Source organism: Bradyrhizobium sp. CCBAU 45384, from assembly GCF_028128665.1.
Classification (GTDB): domain Bacteria; phylum Pseudomonadota; class Alphaproteobacteria; order Rhizobiales; family Xanthobacteraceae; genus Bradyrhizobium; species Bradyrhizobium manausense.
Genome location: NZ_LBIZ01000108.1, coordinates 107,945 through 133,483 on the forward strand (window position 1 = coordinate 107,945; position 25,539 = coordinate 133,483).

General features: G+C 64.6%; 21 protein-coding genes. 15 read left to right on the forward strand and 6 right to left on the reverse strand.

What is annotated here, in order from left to right:
• Nucleotides 1-84: 84 nt before the first annotated feature.
• Nucleotides 85-534, forward strand: coding sequence for a cytochrome c (locus tag XH80_RS19080; RefSeq protein ID WP_271599879.1), 450 nt, complete (start codon nucleotides 85-87; stop codon nucleotides 532-534).
• A 304-nt stretch (nucleotides 535-838) separates the two neighbouring features.
• Nucleotides 839-2,122: a cystathionine gamma-synthase family protein gene (locus tag XH80_RS19085; RefSeq protein WP_271599880.1), complete on the forward strand. Its 1,284-nt coding sequence runs from the start codon at nucleotides 839-841 to the stop codon at nucleotides 2,120-2,122.
• Nucleotides 2,123-2,205: 83 nt separating this feature from the next.
• On the opposite strand, the gene XH80_RS19090 is transcribed toward XH80_RS19085, so the two are convergent.
• The gene (locus XH80_RS19090) at nucleotides 2,206-2,625 is read right to left on the reverse strand and encodes a CHRD domain-containing protein (RefSeq protein WP_057749031.1); all 420 of its coding nucleotides are present in this window, start codon (nucleotides 2,623-2,625) and stop codon (nucleotides 2,206-2,208) included.
• 153 nt (nucleotides 2,626-2,778) lie between these two features.
• Here XH80_RS19090 and XH80_RS19095 point away from each other — a divergent pair, with 153 nt between their 5' ends.
• Entirely contained in the window at nucleotides 2,779-3,705 is a 927-nt protein-coding gene (locus XH80_RS19095) for a c-type cytochrome (RefSeq protein ID WP_271599881.1), read from the forward strand.
• A gap of 127 nt (nucleotides 3,706-3,832) precedes the next feature.
• Here XH80_RS19095 and XH80_RS19100 read toward each other — a convergent pair whose 3' ends face one another.
• Together XH80_RS19100 and XH80_RS19105 are read right to left on the reverse strand one after the other, a co-directional pair.
• Nucleotides 3,833-4,078, reverse strand: a complete 246-nt coding sequence (locus XH80_RS19100; protein WP_018642903.1) for an Lrp/AsnC ligand binding domain-containing protein — start codon at nucleotides 4,076-4,078, stop codon at nucleotides 3,833-3,835.
• Between the two features lie 97 nt (nucleotides 4,079-4,175).
• Nucleotides 4,176-6,155 carry an ATP-binding protein gene (locus XH80_RS19105; protein ID WP_271599882.1) on the reverse strand — a complete coding sequence of 660 codons (1,980 nt, stop codon included), beginning with the start codon at nucleotides 6,153-6,155 and terminating at the stop codon, nucleotides 4,176-4,178.
• Between the two features lie 261 nt (nucleotides 6,156-6,416).
• On the opposite strand from XH80_RS19105, the gene thiD reads away from it, so the two are divergent.
• The 4 genes from thiD (at nucleotide 6,417) to XH80_RS19125 (ending at nucleotide 10,395) form a co-directional block, all read left to right on the forward strand.
• Nucleotides 6,417-7,217 carry a bifunctional hydroxymethylpyrimidine kinase/phosphomethylpyrimidine kinase gene (gene thiD / locus XH80_RS19110; protein ID WP_271599983.1) on the forward strand — a complete coding sequence of 267 codons (801 nt, stop codon included), beginning with the start codon at nucleotides 6,417-6,419 and terminating at the stop codon, nucleotides 7,215-7,217.
• Nucleotides 7,218-7,433: 216 nt separating this feature from the next.
• A complete protein-coding gene (locus XH80_RS19115) occupies nucleotides 7,434-8,246 on the forward strand; it encodes a UDP-2,3-diacylglucosamine diphosphatase (protein WP_271599883.1) in 813 nt (270 codons plus the stop codon).
• Complete coding sequence (locus tag XH80_RS19120; protein WP_271599884.1) at nucleotides 8,246-9,289, forward strand: glycosyltransferase family 4 protein; 1,044 nt, start codon at nucleotides 8,246-8,248, stop codon at nucleotides 9,287-9,289. Before XH80_RS19115 ends, XH80_RS19120 begins: the two co-directional genes overlap by 1 nt.
• 122 nt (nucleotides 9,290-9,411) lie before the next feature.
• Nucleotides 9,412-10,395 carry a threonine/serine dehydratase gene (locus tag XH80_RS19125; RefSeq protein ID WP_271599885.1) on the forward strand — a complete coding sequence of 328 codons (984 nt, stop codon included), beginning with the start codon at nucleotides 9,412-9,414 and terminating at the stop codon, nucleotides 10,393-10,395.
• Nucleotides 10,396-10,602: 207 nt separating this feature from the next.
• Here the strand turns inward: XH80_RS19125 and XH80_RS19130 are convergent, their stop codons facing one another.
• Nucleotides 10,603-12,345, reverse strand: a complete 1,743-nt coding sequence (locus XH80_RS19130) for a caspase family protein (RefSeq protein WP_271599886.1) — start codon at nucleotides 12,343-12,345, stop codon at nucleotides 10,603-10,605.
• 269 nt (nucleotides 12,346-12,614) lie between these two features.
• Nucleotides 12,615-13,973 carry a hypothetical protein gene (locus XH80_RS19135; protein WP_271599887.1) on the reverse strand — a complete coding sequence of 453 codons (1,359 nt, stop codon included), beginning with the start codon at nucleotides 13,971-13,973 and terminating at the stop codon, nucleotides 12,615-12,617.
• 75 nt (nucleotides 13,974-14,048) lie between these two features.
• Between XH80_RS19135 and XH80_RS19140 the strand changes: the two genes are divergently transcribed.
• Entirely contained in the window at nucleotides 14,049-15,245 is a 1,197-nt protein-coding gene (locus tag XH80_RS19140) for an MFS transporter (RefSeq protein WP_271599888.1), read from the forward strand.
• Here XH80_RS19140 and dgcA read toward each other — a convergent pair.
• Nucleotides 15,215-16,210, reverse strand: a complete 996-nt coding sequence (gene dgcA / locus XH80_RS19145) for an N-acetyl-D-Glu racemase DgcA (protein WP_271599889.1) — start codon at nucleotides 16,208-16,210, stop codon at nucleotides 15,215-15,217. The two genes, XH80_RS19140 and dgcA, sit on opposite strands and share 31 nt — an antisense overlap.
• 137 nt (nucleotides 16,211-16,347) lie before the next feature.
• Between dgcA and XH80_RS19150 the strand changes: the two genes are divergently transcribed.
• The 7 genes from XH80_RS19150 to XH80_RS19180 all read left to right on the forward strand — a co-directional run bounded on the left by XH80_RS19150 (nucleotide 16,348) and on the right by XH80_RS19180 (nucleotide 25,392).
• Nucleotides 16,348-17,481: an MlaE family ABC transporter permease gene (locus XH80_RS19150; protein ID WP_271599890.1), complete on the forward strand. Its 1,134-nt coding sequence runs from the start codon at nucleotides 16,348-16,350 to the stop codon at nucleotides 17,479-17,481.
• A 1-nt stretch (nucleotide 17,482) separates the two neighbouring features.
• Nucleotides 17,483-18,265, forward strand: a complete 783-nt coding sequence (locus XH80_RS19155) for an ABC transporter ATP-binding protein (protein WP_271599891.1) — start codon at nucleotides 17,483-17,485, stop codon at nucleotides 18,263-18,265.
• A gap of 16 nt (nucleotides 18,266-18,281) precedes the next feature.
• Nucleotides 18,282-19,163, forward strand: coding sequence for an MlaD family protein (locus tag XH80_RS19160; RefSeq protein WP_271599892.1), 882 nt, complete (start codon nucleotides 18,282-18,284; stop codon nucleotides 19,161-19,163).
• A gap of 225 nt (nucleotides 19,164-19,388) precedes the next feature.
• Nucleotides 19,389-19,565, forward strand: a complete 177-nt coding sequence (locus XH80_RS19165; protein ID WP_083514315.1) for a DUF3311 domain-containing protein — start codon at nucleotides 19,389-19,391, stop codon at nucleotides 19,563-19,565.
• Nucleotides 19,555-21,045 carry a monocarboxylate uptake permease MctP gene (mctP, locus tag XH80_RS19170; RefSeq protein WP_271599893.1) on the forward strand — a complete coding sequence of 497 codons (1,491 nt, stop codon included), beginning with the start codon at nucleotides 19,555-19,557 and terminating at the stop codon, nucleotides 21,043-21,045. Before XH80_RS19165 ends, mctP begins: the two co-directional genes overlap by 11 nt.
• 133 nt (nucleotides 21,046-21,178) lie before the next feature.
• On the forward strand, nucleotides 21,179-24,742 hold the full coding sequence (locus XH80_RS19175) for a hybrid sensor histidine kinase/response regulator (RefSeq protein ID WP_271599894.1): 3,564 nt from the start codon (nucleotides 21,179-21,181) through the stop codon (nucleotides 24,740-24,742).
• Nucleotides 24,739-25,392, forward strand: coding sequence for a response regulator (locus XH80_RS19180; RefSeq protein WP_271599895.1), 654 nt, complete (start codon nucleotides 24,739-24,741; stop codon nucleotides 25,390-25,392). The genes XH80_RS19175 and XH80_RS19180 overlap by 4 nt, the downstream gene beginning before the upstream one ends.
• The last annotated feature ends 147 nt before the right edge of the window (nucleotides 25,393-25,539 follow it).

Sequence of the window (25,539 nt, forward strand, 5' to 3'; positions counted from 1 at the left end):
CGGTGGGAATAATCGCCCGCGGCCGGGTTCTAACCATCAATGGCCTGTTCCCCCAACCGACTTGCGAGCCGGAGAAGAAGACTCATGAAACGAATGTTTGTTGTCGCGGGCACCCTGTTTCTGGGTGCAGGCGCCGTGATGGCGCAGCAGGAGGTCGCCGTCCAGCAGGACAATCTGATGCGCTCGCAGGCCAAGAGCATGTACGGCGTGATCCTCAAGATGGCGAAGGGCGACATTCCCTACAACCAGAAGCAAGTCGACGAGGCAATCGCCAGCCTGGAGGCGGACGTCGCCAAGATTGCCAAGACCTTCGAGGTCAATCCCAAGCAGGCCGTGGTCAACGCCACCTATGGTTCGTCGCCAAAGGTGTGGCAGCAGAAGGCTGATTTCGAATCAAAAATCCCGCCGGTGCAGAAGGCGATCGCCGACGTCAAGGGCAAGATCCACAATGTCGCCAGCCTCAAGGCGGCCTACACCACCATCAACGACCGCTGCAATGATTGCCACGAGACGTATCGGCTGAAGCTGAAGTAAGGCGACGTAGGTTGCGTCAACGATAGCTACAAACTCAGTGCATCGCCCGCCTTGTGCGCGCTTGCGCACTGGGGCGGGCGATCCAGTACGCCGCGACGGTGCAGGGAACGTTTGACGTCTCTGGAATACTGGATTCCCCGCCTTCGCAGGGAATGACAGCCGTGAGTGCCGCAAATTCTCCTCCCACGCCCTGACGGATCGCCGTCAGAAGGACTATGTTTGGTCGCGCCGCCGCGGCGTTGATGCCTGACGCTATCGAGAGTCGCGCCGCGGGCGGCGATCGCAGCCAACAGCGAGACAGGCCATGGCAAAACCGTTCCCGTCGAAAACCCATATCGGCAACCATATGCTGCATCCGGAAACGCTGATGCTGACCTATGGCTATGATCCGCAGCTGTCGGAAGGCGCCATCAAGCCGCCGGTGTTCCTGACCTCGACCTTCGTGTTCAAAACGGCCGAGGACGGGCAGGACTTCTTCGACTACGTCGCCGGCCGGCGCGAGCCGCCGGAGGGGATGGGCGCTGGGCTCGTCTATTCGCGCTTCAACCATCCCAACAGCGAGATTGTCGAGGACAGGCTCGCGGTCTATGAGCGCACCGAGAGCTGCGCGCTGTTCTCCTCGGGCATGGCGGCGATCTCGACGACGATTTTGGCGTTCGTCCGCCCGGGCGATGTCATTCTCCACTCGCAGCCGCTCTATGGCGGCACCGAAACCCTGCTGACGAACACGCTGTCGCGCTTCTCGATCGGCGCGGTCGGCTTTGCCGACGGCGTCGATGAGGCGGTGGTCAACCAGGCCGCGGAGGAGGCCATGCGTCGAGGGCGGGTTTCGATGATCCTGGTCGAGACGCCGGCCAACCCGACCAATGGGCTCGTCGACATCGCGCTGATGCGCCGCGTCGCCGACAGCATCGGCAAGGCCCAGGGCTACACGCCGATCATCGCCTGCGACAACACGCTGCTTGGCCCGGTGTTTCAGCGGCCGATCGAGCACGGCGCCGACATCTCGCTGTACTCGCTGACCAAATATGTCGGCGGCCATTCCGATCTGATCGCGGGCGCAGCGCTCGGTAGCAAGGCAGTCATGAAGGGCATCAAGGCGCTGCGCGGTGCCATCGGCACCCAGCTCGATCCGCATTCCTGCTGGATGATCAACCGCTCGCTCGAGACCCTCAGCCTGCGCATGGAGAAGGCCAACAGCAATGCGCGCCTCGTCGCGGATTTCCTGCGCGATCACGCCAAGGTGGCGAAGGTTCATTATCTCGGCCATCACGAGGAGACCTCGCCCTCGGGGCGCGTGTTCGCGCGGCAATGCTCAGGCGCGGGATCGACGTTCTCGTTCGACATCGTCGGCGGCCAGGCGGCGGCGGAGAAGTTTCTCAACGGCTTGCAGATCCTCAAGCTCGCGGTCAGCCTCGGCGGCACGGAATCGCTGGCGAGCCTGCCGGCGACGATGACTCATTCCGGCGTTCCCGCCGATATCCGCCGCAAGATCGGCGTGCTCGATTGCACCATCCGCCTGTCGATCGGGATCGAAAATCCGTCCGATCTGATCGCCGATCTCGAGCATGCGCTGAGTGCGGCTTGAGTGCACGGGCATCACCTGTCGTTTCGGAATCAAAAAGGCCGGACGCTCGCGCCCGGCCTTCAACGATGAGGTCTTGATGATCTCTACTTCGTCACCTGGCCGCGGATTTCGCCGCCCGGGTTGGCCGCGGTGTGAATGTTGACGTAGAGCTTGCCGGACAGGAGATCGGAGGCCTGCGCGTCGGTCAGCGTCGCCGAACCTTCGGCCGGGCTGTTGGCGATGCCCGGGATCGGGATCGCGACGCCGGCGTTCTTGCCGACCTCGGCAGGGCCGTGGAAATGAGCGGCAGTGGCGGGGCCGGAGAGGCCGGAATAGGTCACCTTCCAGGACAGCTTTTTCGTTGGGGCGTCATAGTCGATATCGGCGGTGCCGGTGCCACTGGTGGTGGTGGCGGGCACTTCGGACTTGCCGTCCAGTGTCGCCTTCAGCTTCTCCGCGCTGGCCGGGCCTGCGAATGCGACGGCAGCTCCGAGTGCCAGCGTGGCAAAAAGTGCTTTGTTCATGGGTCTCTCCCTGTTGACGCCTGATTGCTGTCACCTTGCAAACAGTGCGACTGCGATTTTATTCCCGGATTACAGTCACACCATCTAAATTATTCGTGGCTGGAGCTGCGGCGGGATGACCCGTAAATACGCTTGAGCTCAACGGGATTTTTCATGCTGCGACGAACAATTTACGTTACTTTGATCGCTGCTGTCGCAGCCTTTGCCGTCTATTGGTGGCTGACCGCGCCGAGCGCCTTGGCGTTGCCGGCGCCGACGCGCAAGCCTGATCTCGCCAATGGGCAGGAGTTGTTCAATGCGGGCGGCTGCTCCTCCTGCCATGCCGTGCCCAACCAGCCGGATCGCTTGAAGCTCGGCGGCGGGCTCGCGCTGGGCTCGCCGTTCGGGACGTTCTATGCGCCGAACATTTCGCCTGACCCCACCGACGGCATCGGCCGCTGGAGCGAGGCTGATTTCGTCAATGCGGTGATGCGCGGCATTTCGCCCGAGGGCAGGCACTACTTCCCGGCATTTCCCTACACGTCCTATCATCTTGCGGAGGTCGACGACGTCCGCGATCTCTTTGCCTATCTGAAGACGCTGCCGCCGGTCTCGGGTCGCGTGCGCGACCACGAACTGCCGTTTCCCTTCAATATCCGCCGCAATGTCGGCATCTGGAAATTGCTGTTCATGGATGTCAGGCCGTTCTTGCCTGACGCAACGCGCTCCGCGCAGTGGAATCGCGGCGCCTACCTCGTGAATGGTTTTGGCCATTGCGCCGAATGCCACAGTCCGCGCAATGTTCTCGGCGGCGTCATCAGCTCGCAGCGCTTTGCCGGCGGTCCCAATCCCGAAGGCGAGGGCTGGGTGCCGAACATCACGCAGAAGGGCTTAGGTAGCTGGAGCGAGAAGGATATCGCCGACTTCCTCGAGACCGGCGACATGCCCGAGGGTGACAGCGCATCGGGCGCGATGCGGCCGGTGATCAAGAACCTCGCGCAGTTGCAGCCGGAGGATCGCGCCGCGATGGCGGCGTACCTGAAGTCGCTGCCCCCGGTCGATGGCCCGACGCCGCCCAAGCGCAAGGAGGGCGGCGGCTGAGCGCGTGCGGCTAAAGCGGGTTGAATCGTCATCGCGCTTTAGCTCTTTGTTTGAGCATGATCTCCGCGCAAACGCGTTCCGCTGATGTCGCGAGGGAAAACCGCTTCACACTTTTCCGGATCATGCTCTAGCCGGTGCCGAACGCCTTGAAGGTGATGATGGTGAGCGTGTCCTGGATGCCGGGCAGCACCTGAACCTTCTCGTTCACGAAGTGGCCGATGTCGGTGTCCTTGTCGACATAGAACTTCACCAGCAAATCGTATTGGCCGGCGGTGGAGTAGATCTCGGAGGCGATCTCGGCTTCGGCGAGCGCATTGGCCACCGTGTAGGACTGACCAAGCTTGCATTTGATCTGGACAAAGAAAGGAACCATTGCAGTCAACTCCGAAGACATGTCTTGGCGGCTAATAGGCCAAAACCGGCGCGATTTAGCAAGCGGGCCGGCCGACCGCCAGAGAGCCGTCCGGGGTTTACGACGCCACCACCGCTGCTGCGAAGGCATCCCTGAGCCGCTGGGCCAGTTCGGCCTTGCGATAGGGCTTGGTCAGGACCACGGCCTCAGCCTGCGCGCGGCCCTGCTCGACCAGGGTCTCCAGCGCATAGCCCGAGGTGAACAGCACCGGCAGGCCGGGCCTGATACGCCGGGCCTGCTCGGCGAGCTCCCAGCCGCTCATGCCGCCGGGCATGACGATGTCAGTGAATAGCATGTCGATGCCCGGATCCGCGCGCAGCCGGTGCAAGGCCTCCTTGCCATTGACGGCGGCGACGACGCGATAGCCCAGCGCCTCCACCCGCTGGATCACCGAGGAGCGTACGAACGGATCGTCCTCCGCGATCAGGATGGTCTCACGGCCGCGCGGCGCAGCCTCGTCAGTCTCGGGCATGTCGGCCAGCCCTTGTCCGCCGCCGGGGCGGGGCAGGTAGATCCGGACCGTCGTCCCCAGGCCCTGTTCGCTATAGATTGAGACATGGCCGTCGGATTGCTTGGCAAAGCCATAGACCATGCTCAGCCCGAGGCCGGAACCCTTGCCGACCTCCTTGGTGGTGAAGAACGGCTCGAACGCGCGCTCGATGACCTCAGGCGGCATGCCTTCGCCGTCGTCGGTGACCGAGATCAGCGCATAGCTTCCGGATGCGACCTCCGGGTGAAGGGCGCGATAGTCGTCGTCGATCGCGGCGATCTCCGTGCTCAGCGTCAGATGTCCGCCTGACGGCATCGCGTCCTGCGCGTTGAGCGCAAGGTTCAGCACGGCGGATTCGAGCTGGGCGCGGTCCGCAAAGGCCTGGATGGTGCCGGGACCGACCGTCGTCCTGATCTCGATGTTCTCGCGCAAGGTGCGCTTGAGCAGTTTCAGCATGGACAGGATCAGCTCGCCGCAATCGATCGCACGCGGCTGGAGCAATTGGCGGCGGCTGAACGCCAGCAGCCGCTGCGTCAGTTCCGCACCGCGTTCGCCTGATTCGCAGATGTCGTCGGCAAATTGCCGCAGATCGGGCCGCGCCTTGAGCTGCTCGCTGAGATGCTCGGCGTTTCCGATGATGACGGTGAGGAGATTGTTGAAGTCGTGGGCGATGCCGCCCGAGAGCTGGCCGACCGTCTCCATCTTCTGTGCCTGCTGGAGCTGCTGCTCGGTGAGCTTGCGCGTGGTCAGATCGTGGATGATGCCGACGTGGATCAGCTCGCCATCCTGCCATGCCTGGCCCACCGAGAGGTTCATCGGAAACGTCGAGCCGTCCTTGCGCAGGCCGATGGCTTCGCCGGTTGCGAAACGCCGCGCATGAGCTGTGGAGGAGGGCCTTTCCTCATTGGACATCAGCATGCCGATGTCACAATTCATGATCTCGTCGGCGCGATAGCCGAACAACCGCTCGCAGGCAGGGTTGAACAGGAGAATGCGGGCTTGTGCGTCGAACAGGATGACGCCGTCGACCGCAGTCTCGACGACAGCGGTGAGTCGCGTCATGCTTTCGCGCATCGCGCGCTGAGCGTCCCCCACCTGTTTGAGCAGCAGCGCCGCGTCCCGGCTCTTGATCTCTTCCTCCTCGAGCGCGGCCTGGACCTTTTGCAGCTCGAACGGGGAGGGGATCGTCAGGATCTTCGGCAGCAGCGGCCATAGTGCACCGGCGGTGAAGATAGAGGCCGCGGCCGTGACCGCCTTGACCATGCCCTCAATGCCGTAGATCGGAACCCAGAGCGTGTAGATCGACAGCACATGCGTCAGGCCGCTGGCCATGATGAAGATCGCGAACGCCCAGTAGACCCAGCCGAACTGGAGGTCGCGCCGCTTGGTGACGAGAATGGTGAGGGCGAACGGGATCGAGAAATAGGCGGCGGCGATGACGGCGTCGGAGGCGACGTGGAGCCAGATCAGCTCGGGCTCCCACAACAGGCAGATGCCGTGCGGTGAAAGCGTCGACGAATCGAGCAGACGTTGAAAAAAGGCCCACATGATTTCTTCCCGAGAGGATTGCGGCCGAAGCCGGACCGCAATTTGGCGTCGCTGAACGAATCCACTCACTAACGTGTCATTTGCACACTCGGGCGCCAAGGCCGGTCGATGCCGTGGTCATATTTTCTCAGGATATGCACGCCTACGGGACGACAATCCCGCGCAGCACCGGCTCCGCCTGATTCGCCGGCTTGCTGGGGCTGCGCCGGCGCGCTAGGACAGGCGATGGCCAATGTCCTTTTCGAGCAGGAATATCCTGCGATGACGACGCCCGTGGCGCTCACCATTGCCGGCTCGGATTCGAGCGGCGCGGCCGGGATTCAGGCCGACCTGAAGACCTTTGCTGCGCTCGGCGTCTACGGCGCATCCGCAATCACGGCGCTCACGGCACAGAACACCAAGGGCGTCACCGGCATTCACGCGGTGCCGGCAGCGTTCGTCACAGCGCAGATCGATGCCGTGTTTTCCGATCTCGATGTCGCCGCGGTGAAGATCGGCATGGTGGCGCAGGCCGCGAGCATCGATGCGATCGCTGCTGCGCTGGCGCGCTGGAAGCCTCGCCATGTCGTGCTCGATCCCGTGATGGTCGCAACATCAGGCGACCGCCTGCTCGCCGCAGAGGCCGTCACGGCGTTGCGCGCGAGACTGATGCCGCTCGCATCCGTGATCACGCCCAATTTGCCGGAGGCGGCCGCGCTGCTCGAAGAACCGATCGCGCGAAGCGAGGCCGAGATCGAAAGCCAGGGACGCCGCCTGCTGTCGCTTGGCTGCCGCGCGGTTCTGATCAAGGGCGGGCACGGCGAGGGCGCGGAGAGCACCGATTATCTCGTCGCTGCGGACACCACGCTGGCGCTCGCCGCACCGCGCGTCGCCACCCGCAACACCCACGGCACCGGCTGTTCGCTGTCGTCAGCGGTGGCGGCGGGCCTCGCCAAGGGCGAGGATCTCGCGACGGCGGTACGCAACGCCAAAGGCTGGATCAGCGCGGCGATCGGGTCTGCCGACCGTTTCAGCGTCGGTCATGGCCACGGGCCGATCCATCATTTCCACAAGTTTTACTGACGCCGGCGTCCTGCTGGCGCCGTCTGTCCCGATATTAACCAATGAGGCCGGGGGTTCCGCGGTCTTGCGGGCCATCATCGGCTGATCATGTCGCCTGATTGTCGCATGTGACTGATATTCGCGGGGAGGGCGAGGCAAGGTTCGATTCGTATCTGAGGGGCCTCAAGGGTTCAATCGGTCATCCCCTTGTCACGGGACACGGTTACAGGCTGGCGCATGGGAAGTTACGATGTGAGTGACGAGAGCCCGGAGCGGCGCTTTCGCACGTTGTTCATCTCCGACGTTCATCTTGGAGCCCGCGGCTCTCAAGCCGATCTTTTGCTGGACTTCCTGCGCTACCATGACGCCGATACGATTTATCTCGTCGGCGACATCGTCGACGGCTGGGCGCTGAAATCGAGCTGGCACTGGCCGCAATCGCATAACGACCTGGTGCAGAAGCTGCTGCGCAAGGCGCGCAAGGGCGCCAAGATCATTTACGTGCCCGGCAATCACGACGAGTTCCTGCGCAACTATTACGGCACGCATTTCGGCGGCATCGACGTCGTCGAGAACACGGTGCACACCGGCGTGGACGGCAAGCGCTATCTCGTCATCCACGGCGACATCTTCGACCTCGTGGTGCAGAACGCGCGTTGGCTCGCCCATCTCGGCGACAAGGCCTACGACTTCGCGATCCAGATGAATCGCTTCGTCAACTTCTTCCGCCGCCTGTTCGGCGTGCCCTATTGGTCGCTGTCGCAATGGGCCAAGCAGAAGGTCAAGAACGCGGTCAATTATATCGGCGCGTTCGAGCAGGCGCTCTCGGCCGAAGCGCGGCGCCATGACGCCGACGGCGTGATCTGCGGCCACATCCACTATGCCGTGATCCGCGACGAGAACGGCATCCGCTACATGAACTGCGGCGACTGGGTCGAAAGCTGCACCGCGCTGGTCGAGCATGACGACGGCCATTTCGAGATCATCACCTGGGCGGATCATCTGCAGAAACCCGCACAAGTGACGCAAGTGGCAGCAAGGGCAGCTTGATGCGCATCCTGGTCGCGACCGATGCCTGGCACCCGCAAGTCAACGGTGTGGTTCGGACGCTGACCAAGCTCGCTGACGCCGCCAAATCGCTCGACGCCGAGTTCACGTTCCTGACGCCGCAATCATTCCGCACCTTCGCGATGCCGAGCTATCGCGACGTTCGGCTGGCAATGCCGCGCCCGGCCCGCATTGCAAAGCTGATCGAGGACGCCCGGCCCGACAGCATCCATATCGCGACGGAGGGGCCGATCGGCCTGATGGTCCGCCGCCATTGCCGCCAGCGCAAGCTGCCGTTCACGACCAGCTTCCATACCCGCTTTCCTGAATATGTCCGCGCCCGCGTGCCGGTGCCGGGTTCGCTGATCTGGCGGGCGCTGCGCCGATTCCACAGCCCGAGCCGGGCCGTGATGGCGGCGACGCCGGCGCTGGCGCGGGAGCTCGACGAGCGCGGTTTCGACAATGTCGTGCTGTGGCCGCGCGGCGTCGACACCCGCCTGTTCCATCCTCGCGCTGTCGATCTTTGCCTGCCGGCGCCGATATTCCTCTCGGTCGGCCGCGTCGCGGTGGAGAAGAATCTCGAGGCGTTCCTCGATCTCGATCTGCCCGGCACCAAGGTGATCGTCGGTGACGGCCCGGCGCGCAACGCTCTGGAGGAGGCCTATCCCGAGGCGATTTTCCTCGGGGAAAAGCACGGCGAGGAACTGGCCGACATCTATGCGGCGGCTGACGTGTTCGTGTTTTCGAGCAAGACCGATACGTTCGGCCTGGTCCTGCTCGAGGCGCTGGCGAGCGGCCTGCCGGTCGCGGCCTTCCCGGTCAAGGGTCCGCGCGACGTCATCGGCGATGCGCCGGTCGGCGCGCTGGACCATGACCTGCGCAACGCCTGTTTTGCCGCACTCGACATCTCCAGGAAGGCCTGCGTCGAATTCGCCGCCGCCTACACCTGGGAGGCCTCGGCGCGGGCTTTCATCGACGGCATCCGCGCCGTCGGCGCCGTGCTGCCGGGCCGGGACAGGGCGGAACAGCCGCGCTTCGTGGCCTAGATTCTTGTTTTGACGCGTTTTCTTCACGCGAACCGGTACCCACTTCGCTCGAAAACGCTTTGGGAAAATCCTCGCGCGGAGGTGTCTTGCCCGCGCCGCTCCGGGCGCGATAACATCCCGCCATGTCCGAACAGCCCCTTCCGATCGGCCCCGCCGATATCGACGCCGCAGCGCGCGTGCTCGCGCCCTTCGCCGTCCGCACTCCGCTGTTGTCTTTCCCCGTGCTCAACGAGAGCGTCGGCGCAAAAGTGTTCCTGAAGCCGGAGATGCTCCAGCGCACCGGCTCCTTCAAGTTCCGCGGCGCCTTCAACAAGGTGTACTCGATCCCGCAGGACAAGCGCGCCGGCGGCGTCGTCGCATTCTCCTCCGGCAACCATGCCCAGGGGGTGGCGGCGGCGGCAAAAATCCTGGACATGCACGCGACCATCGTGATGCCGGCGGACGCGCCGCTGTCGAAGCGCGAGCGCACCAAATCCTATGGCGCCGAGGTCGTGCTGTACGACCGCTACAACGACGACCGCGAGGCGATCTCGCGCGGCATCGCCGAGAAGCGCGGCGCGACGCTGGTGCGGCCCTATGACGATCCCTTCGTGATTGCAGGCCAGGGCACCGCCGGCCGCGAGATCGCGGAGGACATGGCAGCGCTCGGTCTTGCACCCGATATCGTGGTGGCGCCGGCATCCGGCGGCGGCCTGATCGCGGGCGTCGCCACCGCCGTGAAGGCGCGCTATCCGCAGGCCCAGATCGTGGTGGCCGAACCGGAAGCGTTCGACGATCACGGCATCTCGCTGACCGCAGGCCATCGCGAGCCGCACCCGCCCGCCGGCCGCACCATCTGCGATGCGCTGATGGCGCTGATCCCTGGTGAGATGACCTTTGCGATCAACAGCAAGCTGCTGGCGCGCGGCGTGACCGCGTCGGACAAGGAAGTCGGCGCGGCGGTTGCCTTCGCCTATCACGAGCTGAAGCTCGTGGTCGAGCCGGGCGGAGCGGTCGGCCTTGCCGCGCTGCTGGCGGGACGTCTCGATGTCGCCGGCAAGAGCGTCGTCATCGTGCTCTCGGGCGGCAATGTCGATGCGGATCTGTTCGCCGAGCTGGTGGCTTAGGCGTCATTCCGGGGCTCGCGAAGCGAGAGCCAGGAATCCATCCCTACCGTTTCTCTGCCGCACAATGGATTCCGGGTCTGCGCCTTACGGCGCATCCCGGAATGACAAAATCCAAGAGCTGATACCAAGAAAGGGGCAGAGCGTTGCCGCTCTGCCCCTTATATCGTGCTTGCCCCGCAAGTGGGGGAGGGAGCGCTCCCTCTGCGATCAATGCATGAAGCCGCGGTGGTTGTTGCCGCCGTTCATCGCGGGCGACTGGTTCATCGACTGGCGGAAGTTGTTGTTGCCGCCGCCGTTGCCGATCGCATTGAACTGCGGGTGGTTGTTCACCTGGCCGTTCTGCACCTGCACCTTGTTCACCGGGTTGTTGTTGAGCTTCACGATGCCGGTGTTGCCGTTATTGACCCGGATCGGCTGGTTCTGGGGCTGAACATTCGTCGTCTTCACGTCGGTGCTCTTGACATCAACCGTCGAGCCACCCTTGCCGACATTCACCGGCATGCTCACGATCTTGCCCGCCGGGCCGGCATTGTTGTTGCCGGTGTTCGGCGTGGTGTTGGTCACCGGCAAGGTCACGATCTTGCTGATGCCGGTATTGTTCGTCGTGGCCTTGGTCGGCGCCGGCAGGGTGACGATCTTGCTGATCACTTTGCCATCGACCGGCTTCTGCACGACCGGCAGGTTGCCGTTCGTCGGCGAGCCGCCATTGCCCTGCTGCTGGATCAGCGGCATGTATTTGGGCTGACCGAGATTGCCGATCTTCAAGGTCGGGGCAATGTTCTGCGGAGCCAGGAACTTCGTCGCCTGCAGCAGCGGGATGATTTTGGGTTGCGCCTCGAGCTTCAGCGCGGCTTGTGCATAGGGGCTGTTGCTGTAGTGGCTGTAGAAGGTCTGGTAGCCGATCGGCGAGTTCGCGAGCACCGCTTCGTGCCAGGCCTGCGAGATCAAGAGGTTCGCCAGCAGCCAGCGGATATGATCGCATAGCGGGTCGTGCGGATACATCGCGACGAACTCCTGATAATATTCCGGCTTGCCCTCGGACAGCACGTAATCATAGGCCTGGCGCGCCGAGCGGCTCGGCAGGTTGGAGGCCATCTGCACCACCGGCGCATGCACCGGCGCACGGCTCGCGGCCACGGCCGTGTCGCCGAAGAAGGTGAAGTCCGAGGTCAGCGAGGAACTCTCCCAGGGGACCTGCGCACCGCTGGTGATCTGGTTCACCGCGAGCCGCACGCGCTTGAACAGCTGCTCGATCGGCACGTTGGGCTCGCGCGCGACGTTCAGGAAGGCCTGCGTATAGGGGCTGTGGCCGCCCGTGCCGTCGAGCGCTTCGGCGCCCGGCGCGGTCGAATAGCCGACAATCGAGCCGTTCGGCGCGTCGACGATGGCAAGGCCCCGGCCGGCGTCGTTCACGTTGGGGAACGGGTTGTTGCGGCAGGCGTCGAGAACGACGATGCGCATCCGGCTTGGGATCGTCTCCAGCGTCGACATCACGTCGACCAGGCGAACCGAGTCGTTGACGAGGTCGGTCTGGTTCGAGACTTTGGCATCGACGGGCACGAGGTAGTTCTCGCCGGCAAGCTGCACGCCGTGACCGGCGTAATAGACCATTGCCACCGTGTTCGGTCCGCGCGCGGACACTTTCGCGGAGAAATCCTGCACCACGCGCAGCATGTCGTTCTGGCCGAGGTCGGTGGCGGAGATCACCTCGAAGCCCGCGGAGTTGAGGAATTGCGCCATCGACTGGGCGTCATTGTCGGGGTTCGCAAGCTGCGGCGCGTTCTGGTAGTTCGAATTGCCGATCACCAGCGCCACCCGCTGCTCCGGGCCTTGCAGCGTGGTCGGGGCGGGCGTGACGGGGGCAACTTGCGCAGAAACAGGCCCGCAGGCGAAGCCGAACAGGCTTCCCAGCAGGCCAACAGTCATCACGGCGGATTTCAGGCGGAACATGGCGTGCTCCTTTGGCACTCATCTCGATGCGAGTTTGGTTGCGAGGAGACTAGGTCGCGTTCGAAGGCGTGGTCCGTGATCGCGATCACCCTGGACGGGGCGTGATCTAGATCACGCTGGTCTCAGCTACTCGCCAAGTGCTTGGAAATTGTAGGGTGGGCAAAGGCGCGAAGCGCCGTGCCCACCATCTCTTTCGATCACGGACAATGCGTGGGCACGCTTCGCTTTGCCCACCCTACGGCAGTGGTGCAGGGGTGCGTCAAACGCCGCTACGAGAAGAACGCGATCTTCTCGGCCTGGGTCATGCGGCGGATCGGGGCGAGCGCGTCGTTGGCGGCGGGGCGGGGCTTCTGCACGATGCCGCTGGCGAGGATGGTGGCGCCGAGCGAGGGCTCGGGCAGGGGCGACGGCAACGGCAGCGTTGCGCTGGGGGCTCCGCCAGAGAATGCTGCGGCCGCCATGGCGGGGGCCGGCTGCTCCATCACTTCGGCGGCGGCTTCCGCGATGGCATCGGTCAAGCGCGCGAGCGATTCCATCGCGATCGGCGCCTCGACGACGGGCTCCTCGACCTCGGGCTCCTCAATATGGGGCGCGATCGGCGGCTGCTCGGCGACCGGTTCCGCGATCTCCGCGGGCATCTGCTCCGGCATCGGCTCGGGAACTGCTGCACCCATCTCCATGGGCTCGACGATCGCGTCGAACTCCGGATCGGGCGCGGCCATCTCCAGCGCGATGGCGTCGAGGATGGCGTCGTCCTCGGCCTCAGCGGCCGCGTGAAGGGAGAATTCGTCGGTGATCTCGGCAACGTCTGCGAGTCCGGCGAGGTTGTCCTCGACCGCGGCAAAGTTCTCCTCGACGGCGGGAGCGTGGCTTTCGACGATCTCGGGCGCGACCGCGACGTCCATCATCGCCTCCTCGGCGATGCCACTGATGTCGGCGACTGCCTCAGGCTCGGGAGCAATCTCCTGCGGCGTCTCCGTAGAAGCCACGGGTGGTTCGCTCGCCATCGCCGGTCGCGCTTCGCCAACAGGTGCCCCAGCCGCCGGCTGCTCGGGCGTAGGTCGCGCCGTTGCCTGCTGTGCAGCAGCGCCCCCAGCGTCCGTCTGCTCGATCCGGTCCTTGAGCAGATCAAAGGCGGCCTTGAGGTCGCCGCGCGGATCGATCCCCGACACCTGGGCGCAGGCCGCTTCGATCGAGGCGAGCTGCGAATCAATCAGATCGCAGATTCGCCCGTCGGCGCCGATCTCGCGCCAGCGCCAGGAGATCTCCTTGATGATGCGTACGCCGCGCGTCACAGGCGCAAGGCTCGCTTCGATCGCGGCGGGATCGAACGCCCTGGCGACGGTGCTTTCTGTGTCCTCGACCGCGCGGCGGATCGCGACCAGCGCTTCCGGCAGGCGATCCTCGACGACGGGTTGTCGCTGTGCCGCAAGGGCTTCTTCGATTTTCGCGACCGCATCGAGCACCATGCTTGTGTCGGCGTTGCGGTTGCGCTTGGCGTATTCGCCGAGGAACCAGCGGCCGCGCGCCGTCTCCATGAAGGCTTCGCGGATCGCGTCGTAATCCTGCTCGTTCGGCTCAGCCGCGCGGGCAGACATGGGCGAGAGGGCGAATGCTTCGTTGGCCATGGCAATCTCGTCGCGCAAATCAGTGCGCGTTACTGTAACGATCACCACGATATCGACCGAATCGCAATTGGTTTGATGCAGAGCGAATCACAAATCCCCACGCCAGCGGCGGTCAAGCGGCGATTCGCCGTGAGTCTCGCGCTGTTCTACGGCACGTCCTACGGTGTCCTGGGCACCCATCTGCCGTTCTTCACTGTGTGGTTGAAGGCCATCGGCATCGAGCCGGGCTGGATCGGAATCATCAGCGCCGTCCCCGCCGTCACGCGCTTCACGACGCTGCCCGTCGTGACCGGCCTTGCCGAACGGCGCCGCGCATTGCGCGGCGCGATGATCCTGACGGCGTCGGCCACCGCGCTTCTCTTTATGCTGGTCGGCACCCAGCAGCTGCCCTTGCCGGTGCTCGTGCTCTACATCGTGACCTGTTGCTGCTGGACCCCGCTGACGCCGCTTACCGATGCCTACGCTTTGCGCGGCGTCGCCTGCTACAAATTCGACTACGGACCCGTGCGACTCTGGGGATCGGTCGCGTTCATCCTGGGTGCGCTCGCCTGCGGACTGTTGATCGAATTGATTGCGGCGCGCCAGCTGATCTGGATCATTGTCGCGATGGCGACGATCTCGGCCTTGACAGGGCTTTCGCTGCAGCCGCTGGAGGAGGTGCCGCGAACGTCTGGGGTGGCGGAGGGCGGCAGGCCTCTGCTGCGCGACGCAGGCTTCCTCGCCATTATCGTCTCGTCCGCGCTGATCCAGTCCAGCCACGTCGCCTACTACACCTTCGCCTCGATCAACTGGCAGAGCCACGGTCTTGGCGGATTGACCATCGCGGGGCTGTGGGCGCTCGGCGTGTGTGCCGAGATTGTCGTCTTCGCGGTGTCGCCGCGCTTTTCGTTGCATCCCGCGCTGCTGGTGGTGATCGGAGGCTTGAGTGCGGTGATGCGCTGGTCGATTACCGCGCATGAGCCGCCGATCGGCCTGCTTGCTATCGCGCAGCTCGGACATGGCCTGAGCTTCGGCCTGACCCAGGTTGGCGTGATGACTCTCCTGGTGCATCACGTGCCGCCCCGTCAAATGGCGCGAGCACAGGGATACTACGCGGCGACCACCGGGTTGTTGAGCTCGGCGACGTCGATCATCTCAGGCGCGATCTACGCAAGCTATGGCGAGGGGCTGTACTACGTCATGGCGGGGATGGCCGCGGCCGGCGCGCTTCTGATCTGGTCGGCGCGGCATCGGCTGAAGGATCAGCCCCACAATGCGGCATCAGGCGGATAGACCAGGCTGCCGTCGTAACGAAGCCCATGATCGCGGTCGCGGGCGAGCAGCAAGGGACCATCGAGATCGACGAAGCGCGCTTGCGGCGTCACCAGCATGGCAGGCGCCATCGACAGCGAGGTCGCGACCATGCAGCCGATCATGATCTCGAAGCCGAGTGCCTGCGCCGCATCGGCCATGGCGAGCGCTTCGGTGAGGCCGCCGGTCTTGTCGAGCTTGATGTTCACCGCGTCGTAGCGCGCGCGGAGCGGTGCCAACGAGCTGCGGTCATGCACGCTCTCGTCGGCGCAGACCGCGAGCGGCCGCTTGATCCGCGCCAGCGCCTCGTCCTTGCCCGCCGGCAGCGGCTGCTCCACCAGGGTGACGCCGACGGCGGCGCAGGCCGCGAGGTTGGCCTCCAGATTGGCCTCGGTCCAGGATTCGTTGGCATCGACGATCAGCTCGGATTCGGGAGCGGCCTTGCGCACCGCCGCGATCCGCTCCGCATCGCCGTCGCCGCCGAGCTTGATCTTCAATAGCGGCCGATGCGACGCCTTGGCGGTTGCCGCCGCCATGGCCTCGGGCGTGCCCAGCGAGATCGTATAGGCGGTGGTGCGCATCCCCGGCTCCGGGCGGTCCAGCAGGTTCCAGGCCCGCTGGCCGGCCGCCTTGGCCTCGAAGTCGATCAGGGCGCAATCCAGCGCATTGCGGGCGGCTCCCGGCGGCATGGCGGCCTGGAGGGCCTGCCGCGTCAGGCCATCAGCCACGGCCGCCCGCATGGCCTCGATGGCCGCAAGGGCTGCCTCGGGGGTTTCGCCATAGCGCGGATAGGGGACGCATTCGCCGCGGCCGAAGAGGCCGTTCTGGCTCACTTCGGCCACGACGGTCACCGCTTCCGTCTTGGCGCCCCGGCTGATGGTGAAACTGCCGGCGATCGGAAACCGCTCGATTCGCGCGGAAAGGGCAGGAACTTTGCTGGAAGTCATTTTGAACTCTGGCGAAATCTGAACCTGGCGGTTACCTCTAGCAACTAATATTAACCAAATGGGGATACCTTTTCCGGGTACGGGCGCGTGCGCAACAATCTGATTTCCTCCGCCCTGGTCGTATGGGAGCGGACACCTTGAGCGGCGATCCGAAGCTGGAACGGATTGCCAAAGGCAATGCGCTGGCCCTCTGCGCCACCGGGACCTGGACCGCGAGCTTCGCGCCGGCCCTGGAGCGGATGGTCGCAGATGCCGAGAAGCTCGCCGGCAGCCCGCAAAACATCTTCATCGACGTCTCCGAGGTTGCCAAGCTCGACACCTTCGGGGCCTGGCTGATCGAGCGGCTCCGCCGCAGCCTGACGAAAGGCGCCGTCGAGGCGCAGATCGCGGGGCTCTCCGCCAACTATTCGAGCCTCGTCGACGAGGTGCGCCGGGTCCGTGCGAGCCCTGTGGCCGAGATGTCGGCGATCACCATCACCGGCATGCTGGAGCAGATCGGCCGCGCCGTAGCCGGTGTCGGCGGCACCTTTGCCGGCCTGATCGACATGCTGGGCGCCGTGCTTGCGGCGGGCGTTCATGTGCTGATCCATCCCCGCTCGCTCCGCCTGACCTCGACCGTGCACCACATGGAGCAGGTCTGCTGGCGCGCGGTGCCGATCATCGTGCTGATCACCTTCCTGATCGGCTGCATCATCGCCCAGCAAGGCATCTTCCATTTCCGCCGCTTCGGCGCCGACATCTTCGTCGTCGACATGCTCGGCGTCCTGGTGCTGCGCGAGATCGGCGTGCTCCTGGTCGCGATCATGGTCGCGGGCCGCTCGGGCAGCGCCTACACCGCCGAGCTCGGCTCGATGAAGATGCGCGAGGAGATCGACGCGCTGCGCACCATGGGCTTCGATCCGATCGAGGTGCTGGTGCTGCCACGCATGCTGGCCTTGGTGCTGGCGCTGCCGATCCTCGCCTTCCTGGGCGCCATGGCCGCGCTCTACGGCGGCGGCCTCGTCGCCTGGCTCTATGGCGGCGTCGATCCCGAAGCGTTTCTGCTGCGCCTGCGCGATGCCATCTCGATCGATCATTTCATCGTCGGCATCGTCAAGGCGCCCGTGATGGCCGCGGTGATCGGCATCGTCGCCTGCGTCGAGGGCCTCGCGGTGCAGGGCAGCGCGGAATCGCTCGGACAGCACACCACGGCCTCGGTGGTGAAGGGCATCTTCTTCGTCATCGTGATGGACGGCGTGTTCGCCATCTTCTTCGCCTCGATCGGGATGTGAGATGGCGCAAGACACGCAAAGCGCGATTCAAAACCCCATCATCCGCGTCCGCGACATCACCGTGCAGTTCGGCAGCACACGGGTGCTCGACGGCCTCAACCTCGACGTCAAGCGCGGCGAGATTCTCGGCTTTGTCGGTCCTTCAGGCGCGGGCAAGTCGGTGCTGACCCGGACCATCATTGGCCTCGTACCGAAGATCGCGGGCTCCATCGAGGTGTTCGGCGTCGACCTCGATTCCTCCAACACCGCGCAGCGCCGCAATGTCGAGCGGCGCTGGGGCGTGCTGTTCCAGCAAGGCGCGCTGTTCTCCTCGCTCACCGTCAGGCAGAACATCCAGTTTCCGATGCGCGAGTATTTGCGTGTCTCGCAGCGGCTGATGGACGAGATCACCATGGCCAAGCTCGCCATGGTCGGCCTCAAGTCTGAGGTGGCCGAGCGTTTCCCCTCGGAACTGTCCGGCGGCATGATCAAGCGCGTCGCGCTCGCCCGCGCATTGTCGCTCGACCCTGATCTCGTTTTCCTCGACGAGCCGACCTCGGGCCTCGATCCGATCGGCGCCGGCGACTTCGACGAGCTGGTCAGGACGCTGCAGCGGACTTTGGGGCTGACCGTTTTCATGGTAACCCACGACCTCGACAGCCTTTACACAGCTTGCGACCGCATCGCCGTTTTAGGGAACGGTAAGATCATTGCGGCAGGGTCGATTGCCGACATGCAGGCCTCGCAGCATCCCTGGCTGAGGCAGTATTTCCATGGCAAGCGCGCCCGCGCAGTGATGGGTTGAGTAGCCGGAGCACCTGATGGAAACGCGGGCAAACTACGTATTGATCGGATCTTTCACGCTGGCGGTGATTGCGGCTGCGATCGGCTTCGTGCTCTGGTTCCAGTCGCTGCACACCACCAAGCTGCGCAGCCCCTTTCGCGTCGTGTTCGAGGGCCCCGCGGCCGGCCTGCGCAACGGCGGCAGCGTCAATTTCAACGGTATCCGGGTCGGCGAGGTGGTCTCGGTGAAGCTTGACAATCCGCGGCGGGTTGTCGCACTCGCCATGATCGAGAACAACACGCCGCTGCGCAAGGACACCCTGGTCGGCCTCGAATTCCAGGGACTGACCGGCGTCGCCGCGATCTCGCTCAAGGGCGGCGAGGAGGCCGCGCCGCCGCCGCCGCTCGACGAGGACGGCATTCCGACGCTGACGGCGGATCCGAACAAGCTCCAGGACGTCACCGAGGCGATCCGCGGCACGCTGCAGAACATCAACAAGATCGTCGCCGACAATCAGGAGTCGGTGAAGAACTCGCTGAAGAATCTCGAGACCTTCACCAATTCGCTCGCGCGCAATTCCGAGAAGATCGATGGCGTAATGGCCAAGGTCGACGGCGTGATGCTGAAGGCCGACAACCTCATGCTCGGCCTCAATACGCTTGCCGGCGGCAAGGATGGCGGCGAGCTGTTCCTGACGGTGAAGTCGATCCGCGAACTGGCCGAGGATTTCGACAAGCGCTCCGGTGCGCTGATGACCGACGGTCGCCGCACCCTCGGCGACATCAGCCGCGCTGTGAACAATTTCGACCGCAACCCGACCCGCGTGCTGTTCGGCGCCAGCAACAGCGCACCAGCCGCAGCGCCGCCTCCGGCCGAGCCGCCGAAGCCGGCACCGGCGAACGAGCGCAAGCGGCAGTAGGCGTCTCCCTCCTCCGTCATTGCTTCATCGCCTGCGCAAAATTGCGACGCAATTTTGTCGCGGGCTTCTTGCAGTGACGACCTATCGGTCGCCGCGCCCATACGAAAGTATGGGTGGCTGGCCGCGCCAAGGTAGGGGGAGGGGCTGGCGGTAATCTCCGCTATATCGCGCTCAAGGCGCGCTTCACGAAAAGCGCGTCGACTTCACTCATAGGGAGGAGAGAGCGTGATACGTCTGCTGCTGTTGTTGCCGTTCATCGGCCTGATGATCGTGCCGTTCTACAATATCCGGGAGCCCTATCTGTTCGGCTTCCCGTTCTTCTACTGGTACCAGCTCGCCTGGGTGCCGTTGACCTCGCTGCTCACCTACATCGTCTACAGGAGCGTGCGTCGTGCTGGCTAATGTCGATAGCGCGGCGTTCGCCGTTTTCCTCGTATTGTTCATCCTCGTCACCGGCATGGGCTTCGTCGCTGCGCGCTGGCGCAAGCCTGAGACGCTAGCTCACCTCGACGAGTGGGGCCTCGGCGGCCGCAAGTTCGGGACCTTGATCACCTGGTTCCTGGTCGGCGGCGATTTCTACACCGCCTACACCGTGATCGCGGTGCCCGCCCTCGTTTACGCGGTCGGCGCCTACGGATTCTTCGCGTTGCCCTACACCATCATCGTCTATCCCTTCGTCTTTGCGGTGATGCCGGTGTTGTGGAAGGTCGCCAAGAACCGCGGCTATGTCACGGCCGGCGACGTGGTACGCGGCGCCTACGGCTCGCGCGGGCTCGAGCTTGCCGTTGCGGCGACCGGCGTGCTGGCAACGATGCCCTACATCGCGCTCCAGCTGATCGGCATGGAAGTCGCGATCAAGGCGCTCGGGCTGCGCGGCGAGGTGCCGCTCGTCCTGGCCTTCCTGGTGCTGGCGCTCTACACCTATTCGTCGGGCCTGCGCGCGCCTGCGCTGATCGCCTTCGTCAAGGACATCATGATCTACATCGTGGTGATCGCCGCGATCGCGATCGTGCCGTCCAAGCTCGGCGGCTACGGCGCGATCTTCACCGCGGCGGATGCAGCGTTTGCGGCCAAGGGCTCGGGCGGCATCCTGCTGTCGCCGGCGCAGATCGTGCCCTACGCCTCGCTGGCGCTCGGCTCGGCGCTCGCCGCCTTCATGTATCCGCACACGCTGACCGGCATCTTCGCCTCGTCAGGCGGCAACACCATTCGCAAGAATGCGATGCTGCTGCCGGCCTACACGTTGCTGCTCGGCCTGCTGGCGCTTCTCGGCTACATGGGCCACGCGGCAGGGCTGAAGCTTGCGAGCAACAATGACGTCGTACCGGAGCTGTTCAAGACGCTGTTCCCGAGCTGGTTCGCAGGCTTTGCCTTCGCGGCGATCGCGATCGGTGCCTTGGTGCCGGCAGCTGTCATGAGCATTGGCGCGGCCAATCTGTTCACCCGCAACTTCTGGAAGGTGTGGGTCGATCCGAAGGTGACGCCGGCAGGTGAAGCCAAGGTCGCCAAGATCACGTCCATGCTGGTAAAGGTCGGCGCGCTGCTCGCCATCCTGTTGATGCCGACGCAGTTTGCGCTCGACCTGCAATTGCTTGGAGGCCTCTGGATCCTGCAGACGCTGCCGGCGCTGGTGTTCGGTCTCTATCTGACCTGGTTCTCGAGCACGGCGCTCTTGGCCGGCTGGGCCGTCGGCCTTGCGGGCGGATCGTGGCTGGCCTGGTCGGATGGGCTGAAGCCGCTGCACGGCATGGACTTCGGCGCCGGCAAGGTCGCGATCTACACCGGTCTGCTGGCGCTCGTGCTCAACATCGTGGTCGCGGTCGTAGTCAACCTCGTGCTCAAGGGCCTTCCGCAGGCTCGCTTGTCGCGCGAGGCGGCCTGACGTCAAGACTGGATCGGCGGCTGGACAGCCGGCCGCCGATCCAAAGTGCCTTCCATGCGATTGAAAACGCTTTAGTATCCGCCCGCGTTCCGAGCCCTCATGAGTGGGCGGATCGGTCTGGAGTGAGGATATCTTGCAGGCGTGGTTCGTTCTCGCGGTCGCGGCCGGTTATGTGACTACGCTGTTCCTGATTGCCTGGTGGGGCGATCGGCGGAGCGCGGACGGACCGCTGGTCTCGCCAAAGTCCTGGGCGGCGGCGATCAGCTATTGCCTGACGCTTGCGGTCTACAACACCTCATGGAGCTTCTACGGGTCGGTCGGCCGCGCCGCCACCAGCGGGCTGGACTTCGCCACGATCTATATCGGTCCGACGCTGGTGCTGCTGTTCGGCCAGAAGTTGCTCGGCAAGTTGATCGCCATTGCGAAGGCCCAGAACGTCACCTCGATCGCCGACTTCATCGCCGCACGCTACGGCAAGAGCCAAGTACTCGCCGCCTTCGTGACGCTGGCCTCGCTGCTCGGAGTGCTTCCCTATATTGCGCTTCAGCTCAAGGCCGTCGGCAAGAGCTTTGACTATCTGATCCTGCAGCCTGAGCGCGCCAGCGGCGAGGCGCTGCGGTTCTGGCAGGACTCGGCCTTCGGCGTCGCGGCGTCGATGGCGCTGTTCGCAATCGTGTTCGGCGTTCGCCACGTCCATGCCAGCGAGCATCATCGCGGCTTGATGCTGGCGATTGCGTTCGAGAGCGTGGTCAAGCTGATCGCCTTCCTTGTCGTCGCGTTGTTCGTGCTGTTTGGGCTCTCAGGAGGACCAGCCGCGCTGCTGTCGCAGTTCTCTTCGGATCCGCAATTGGCTGGGATCCTCGCCTTCGATCCCGCCCAGCCGGTCTGGCCCTCGACGATCATCATCTCGGCGATTGCCTTCCTTTGTCTGCCGCAGGCGTTCCACGTCGCCGTCGTCGAGAACGAGAGCCCTGGCCATACGCGCACCGCAGCGTGGCTTTATCCTGCCTATCTTGCGCTGTTCAGCCTGCTGATCCTGCCGATCGCGGCCGCCGGCCTTGCAAGGTTCGGTGCGATGACGGACCCCGACACCTACGTCATCTCGCTGCCGATCGCAGCGGATGCGGGCACCATCAGCCTGATCGCCTTCCTGGGTGGACTGTCGGCCGCCACCGGCATGGTGATCATGACTTCCGTCGCTCTGAGCACCATGCTCTGCAACGACGTCATCATGCCGCTGTTGCTGCGCTCGCGCTTCTTCGGCCTGCGCGCCCAAAGCCGGCCGGTGACTTCGGTGCTGATGACGGTGCGCAGGCTCTCGATCCTCTGCATTCTGCTGCTGGCCTACCTCATGCACCGCCTGGTCAACCAGGCCTATCCGCTCACCGTCATCGGCCTGTTGTCGTTCGTCGCAGTCGCGCAATTCGGTCCAGCGTTCGTCGGTGGCCTGTTCTGGCAGCGTGCCAACAAGATCGGTGCCTCGATGGGAATCGCCGCCGGATTCCTGATCTGGGCTTATACGCTGCTGCTTCCCTCGGCCGCACCGCTATGGCCCGCCTTCGAGGAGATCGTTAGCCACGGCCCGTGGCAGCTCGCTTTCCTCAAGCCGAACGCACTGTTCGACCTCGGCGGGCTCGATCCGATCTCGCACGCGACGCTGTGGAGCCTTGCCGCCAACATCATCTGCTTCGTTGCGTTTTCGCTGCTGGGGCGGCAAACCACCGTCGAGCGCAATCAGGCTGCGGCATTTGCCGACGGTGTCGTCCGCGACACGGTGCCAAAACTGTCATCGCGCGTGGTGGTCCGGCTCGACGATCTCCGCGCGCTCGCCCGGCGCTTTGTCGGTGCGGAGCGCGGCGAGGCGGCTTTTGACGGCTATCTCACATCGCGTATGGCGGGCACCGGGCCGCGCCTCGATCCGTCCGACTTCGTCGATCTCGACTCGATCCGCTTCACCGAGAATCTTCTCGCTGGCGCGATCGGTGCTGCGTCGGCGCGCGTGGTGATTGCAGCCTCGCTGGAAGGGCACTCGCTGTCGCGGCGGGCGGCGATGGCGATGCTTGACGAGGCTTCAGAAGCCCTCCGCTTCAATCGCAGCCTGCTGCAAAGCACGCTCGAAAGCGTGCCACAGGGCATCTGCGCGTTCGACGCCGATTTCAACATCACGGCCTGGAACGGGCGGTTTATCGCGCTGCTCGACCTGCCGCCGGATTTCGTGCGCGTCGGCCTTCCGCTCTCCGAGCTCATTGCCTTCAATGTCGAGCGCGGCGAATACGCCGCGTCCGAATTCGCTGCGCTCCTGGTCAATCGCGACGTCGCGACCCAGAGCTGGCCCTATCTGTACGAGCGCAAGCGGCCGGACGGCACGGTGCTCGAGATTGTCTACAATCGCGCCGCCGAGGGCGGTTATGTCTCGACCTACACCGACGTGACCGAACGTCACCGCGCTGCGGAAGCGTTGCGGCGCGCCAACGAGGATCTCGAACTGCGTGTCCGCGAGCGGACCGAGGCGCTTGAGCAGGCCAAGGCGGAGGCCGAGCAGGCCAATCTCGGCAAGACCCGCTTCTTGGCGGCGGCCAGCCACGATCTGCTGCAACCGCTGAACGCGGCGCGTCTGTTCCTGTTCGCGCTTGACGAGAGCCTCCATGCTTCTTCGCACGCTGGTGCCGCGGGGAAGGAGCGAACTCTCGCCGGTAGCGCCATCACGGCGCTGCGCTCGACCGAGCATGTCCTCGATCGGCTGCTCGACATCTCCTCTTATGATGCCGGTGCCGTTCGTGCCGAGCCGATCGACTTTCCGATCGCGGATCTGCTCGTGCAGCTGAACGTGGAATTCTCCGCGATGGCGCGCGAGCGTGGGCTCGTCCTCCGCGTCGTCGATTGCCGGCTCGCTGTGCGCAGCGATCCGCATTTGCTCCGACGGATCTTGCAGAACCTGCTCTCGAATGCGCTGCGCTACACGCCCAAGGAGACTTTCAAGGGACGCATCCTGCTTGGCTGCCGGCGACGCGGCGGCGACTTGCGCATCGAGGTCTGGGATACCGGGATCGGCATCGCCGCGGCGGATCAGAAGCGCGTTTTTGAGGAGTTCCAACGCCTGGCACCGGGATCGGAGAAAGGGCTGGGCCTAGGGCTCGCGATCGTCGATCGCATCTCGCGGCTGCTCAGTCATCCCGTCGACCTCCGTTCGCGCCCCGGACACGGCTCCTGCTTTGCCGTCACGGTGCCGCTCGCGCACGGGCCGGGAACGTCGCTCCAGCGCAAATCGGCCGACGCGGCGCCTGATGTGACGGAGCGTGCGCTGACGATCCTGTGCCTGGACAATAATGCAACGATCCTCGATGGTCTGACGGCGCTGCTCGGCGGCTGGGGTCATCGCGTCCTGGTCGCAACCGATGCCGCCAACGCGATGGCGGCGGCCGCGGCAAGCCCGCCCGACGTCGTGCTGGTCGATTATCATCTTGATGGCGAGCGTACCGGCTTGGACTTTCTCGACGATCTCAGGCAGAGATCGGGCCGCGGCGCCTGCGCGCTGGTCGTCACCGGAGATCGCAGCGAGGCCGTCCGGACAGCGGCGAAGGCACGTGGCTGCGAGGTACTGTCCAAGCCGCTCAAGCCCGCGGCGCTGCGTCGCTTCCTCGGGGGTGAGGCCTTGAGCCGGCAGTTCGGGACCCAACAGGGAGCCTCATCAGTGTGACCATGCGCATCCTTATCGGCGATGATCATCCGCTGGTGCAGGCTGCGCTCCGCAGCGCGCTGTCGACCGTGCTGCCCGACCTCGACATCATAGCCTGCCAGTCCCTCGACGAGGCGGTGAGCGTGCTCTCGGCGCAATCGGACGAGATCGACCTCATCCTATGGGACCTGACGATGCCGGGGATCCAGGGATTTGCCGCGCTATTCATCCTGTCGGCGCAATTTCCGATGGTGCCGGTTGCGATCATCTCGGCGCGGCAGGACGCGGCCACGATCCGTCGCGCCATCGCCTATGGCGCATCCGGCTACATCCCGAAATCGCTCAGCCTGCCCGAGATGGCGGAGGCGATCACGAAGATCCTGGCCGGCGAAATCTGGATGCCCCCCAATGTCGGCGGCCGCGGCTCGATCCAGAGCGCCGATGTCGAGCTTGCCGCCCGCATGGCCTCGCTGTCGGCGCAGCAGCTGCGCATTCTCACGATGATCGTCGAGGGCAAGCTCAACAAGCAGATCGCCGGCGAGCTCGACATCGCCGAGCAGACCGTGAAGGGTCACGTCTCCACGATCCTGCGCAAGCTCGGTGTCGGCTCGCGGACCCAGGCTGCGGTCCTCGCCGAGCGGCTGTCGTTCGGGCAGCCCGGCGGGGCCTGATCTCGCAAGGTCAAAAAAACAAAACGGAGGCCGTAAGGCCTCCGTTCTCATTCATAGGTCGCTAAAGCATGATCCGAAAAAGTGCGAAGCGGTTTTCCGAAAAGATCATGCTCAAACAAAGAGCTAAAGCGCGATGACGATTGAACC

What these genes read in the sequence shown, in the direction of transcription:
- XH80_RS19125 (WP_271599885.1), top strand. Translation starts at nt 9,412, where the DNA reads ATGTCCGAACAGCCCCTTCCGATCGGCCCCGCCGATATCGACGCCGCA.
- XH80_RS19100 (WP_018642903.1), bottom strand. Translation starts at nt 4,078, where the DNA reads ATGGTTCCTTTCTTTGTCCAGATCAAATGCAAGCTTGGTCAGTCCTAC.
- XH80_RS19130 (WP_271599886.1), bottom strand. Translation starts at nt 12,345, where the DNA reads ATGTTCCGCCTGAAATCCGCCGTGATGACTGTTGGCCTGCTGGGAAGC.
- XH80_RS19090 (WP_057749031.1), bottom strand. Translation starts at nt 2,625, where the DNA reads ATGAACAAAGCACTTTTTGCCACGCTGGCACTCGGAGCTGCCGTCGCA.
- XH80_RS19140 (WP_271599888.1), top strand. Translation starts at nt 14,049, where the DNA reads ATGCAGAGCGAATCACAAATCCCCACGCCAGCGGCGGTCAAGCGGCGA.
- XH80_RS19135 (WP_271599887.1), bottom strand. Translation starts at nt 13,973, where the DNA reads ATGGCCAACGAAGCATTCGCCCTCTCGCCCATGTCTGCCCGCGCGGCT.
- XH80_RS19160 (WP_271599892.1), top strand. Translation starts at nt 18,282, where the DNA reads ATGGAAACGCGGGCAAACTACGTATTGATCGGATCTTTCACGCTGGCG.
- dgcA (WP_271599889.1), bottom strand. Translation starts at nt 16,210, where the DNA reads ATGACTTCCAGCAAAGTTCCTGCCCTTTCCGCGCGAATCGAGCGGTTT.
- XH80_RS19085 (WP_271599880.1), top strand. Translation starts at nt 839, where the DNA reads ATGGCAAAACCGTTCCCGTCGAAAACCCATATCGGCAACCATATGCTG.
- XH80_RS19155 (WP_271599891.1), top strand. Translation starts at nt 17,483, where the DNA reads ATGGCGCAAGACACGCAAAGCGCGATTCAAAACCCCATCATCCGCGTC.
- XH80_RS19120 (WP_271599884.1), top strand. Translation starts at nt 8,246, where the DNA reads ATGCGCATCCTGGTCGCGACCGATGCCTGGCACCCGCAAGTCAACGGT.
- XH80_RS19095 (WP_271599881.1), top strand. Translation starts at nt 2,779, where the DNA reads ATGCTGCGACGAACAATTTACGTTACTTTGATCGCTGCTGTCGCAGCC.
- thiD (WP_271599983.1), top strand. Translation starts at nt 6,417, where the DNA reads ATGACGACGCCCGTGGCGCTCACCATTGCCGGCTCGGATTCGAGCGGC.
- XH80_RS19115 (WP_271599883.1), top strand. Translation starts at nt 7,434, where the DNA reads ATGGGAAGTTACGATGTGAGTGACGAGAGCCCGGAGCGGCGCTTTCGC.
- XH80_RS19080 (WP_271599879.1), top strand. Translation starts at nt 85, where the DNA reads ATGAAACGAATGTTTGTTGTCGCGGGCACCCTGTTTCTGGGTGCAGGC.
- XH80_RS19105 (WP_271599882.1), bottom strand. Translation starts at nt 6,155, where the DNA reads ATGTGGGCCTTTTTTCAACGTCTGCTCGATTCGTCGACGCTTTCACCG.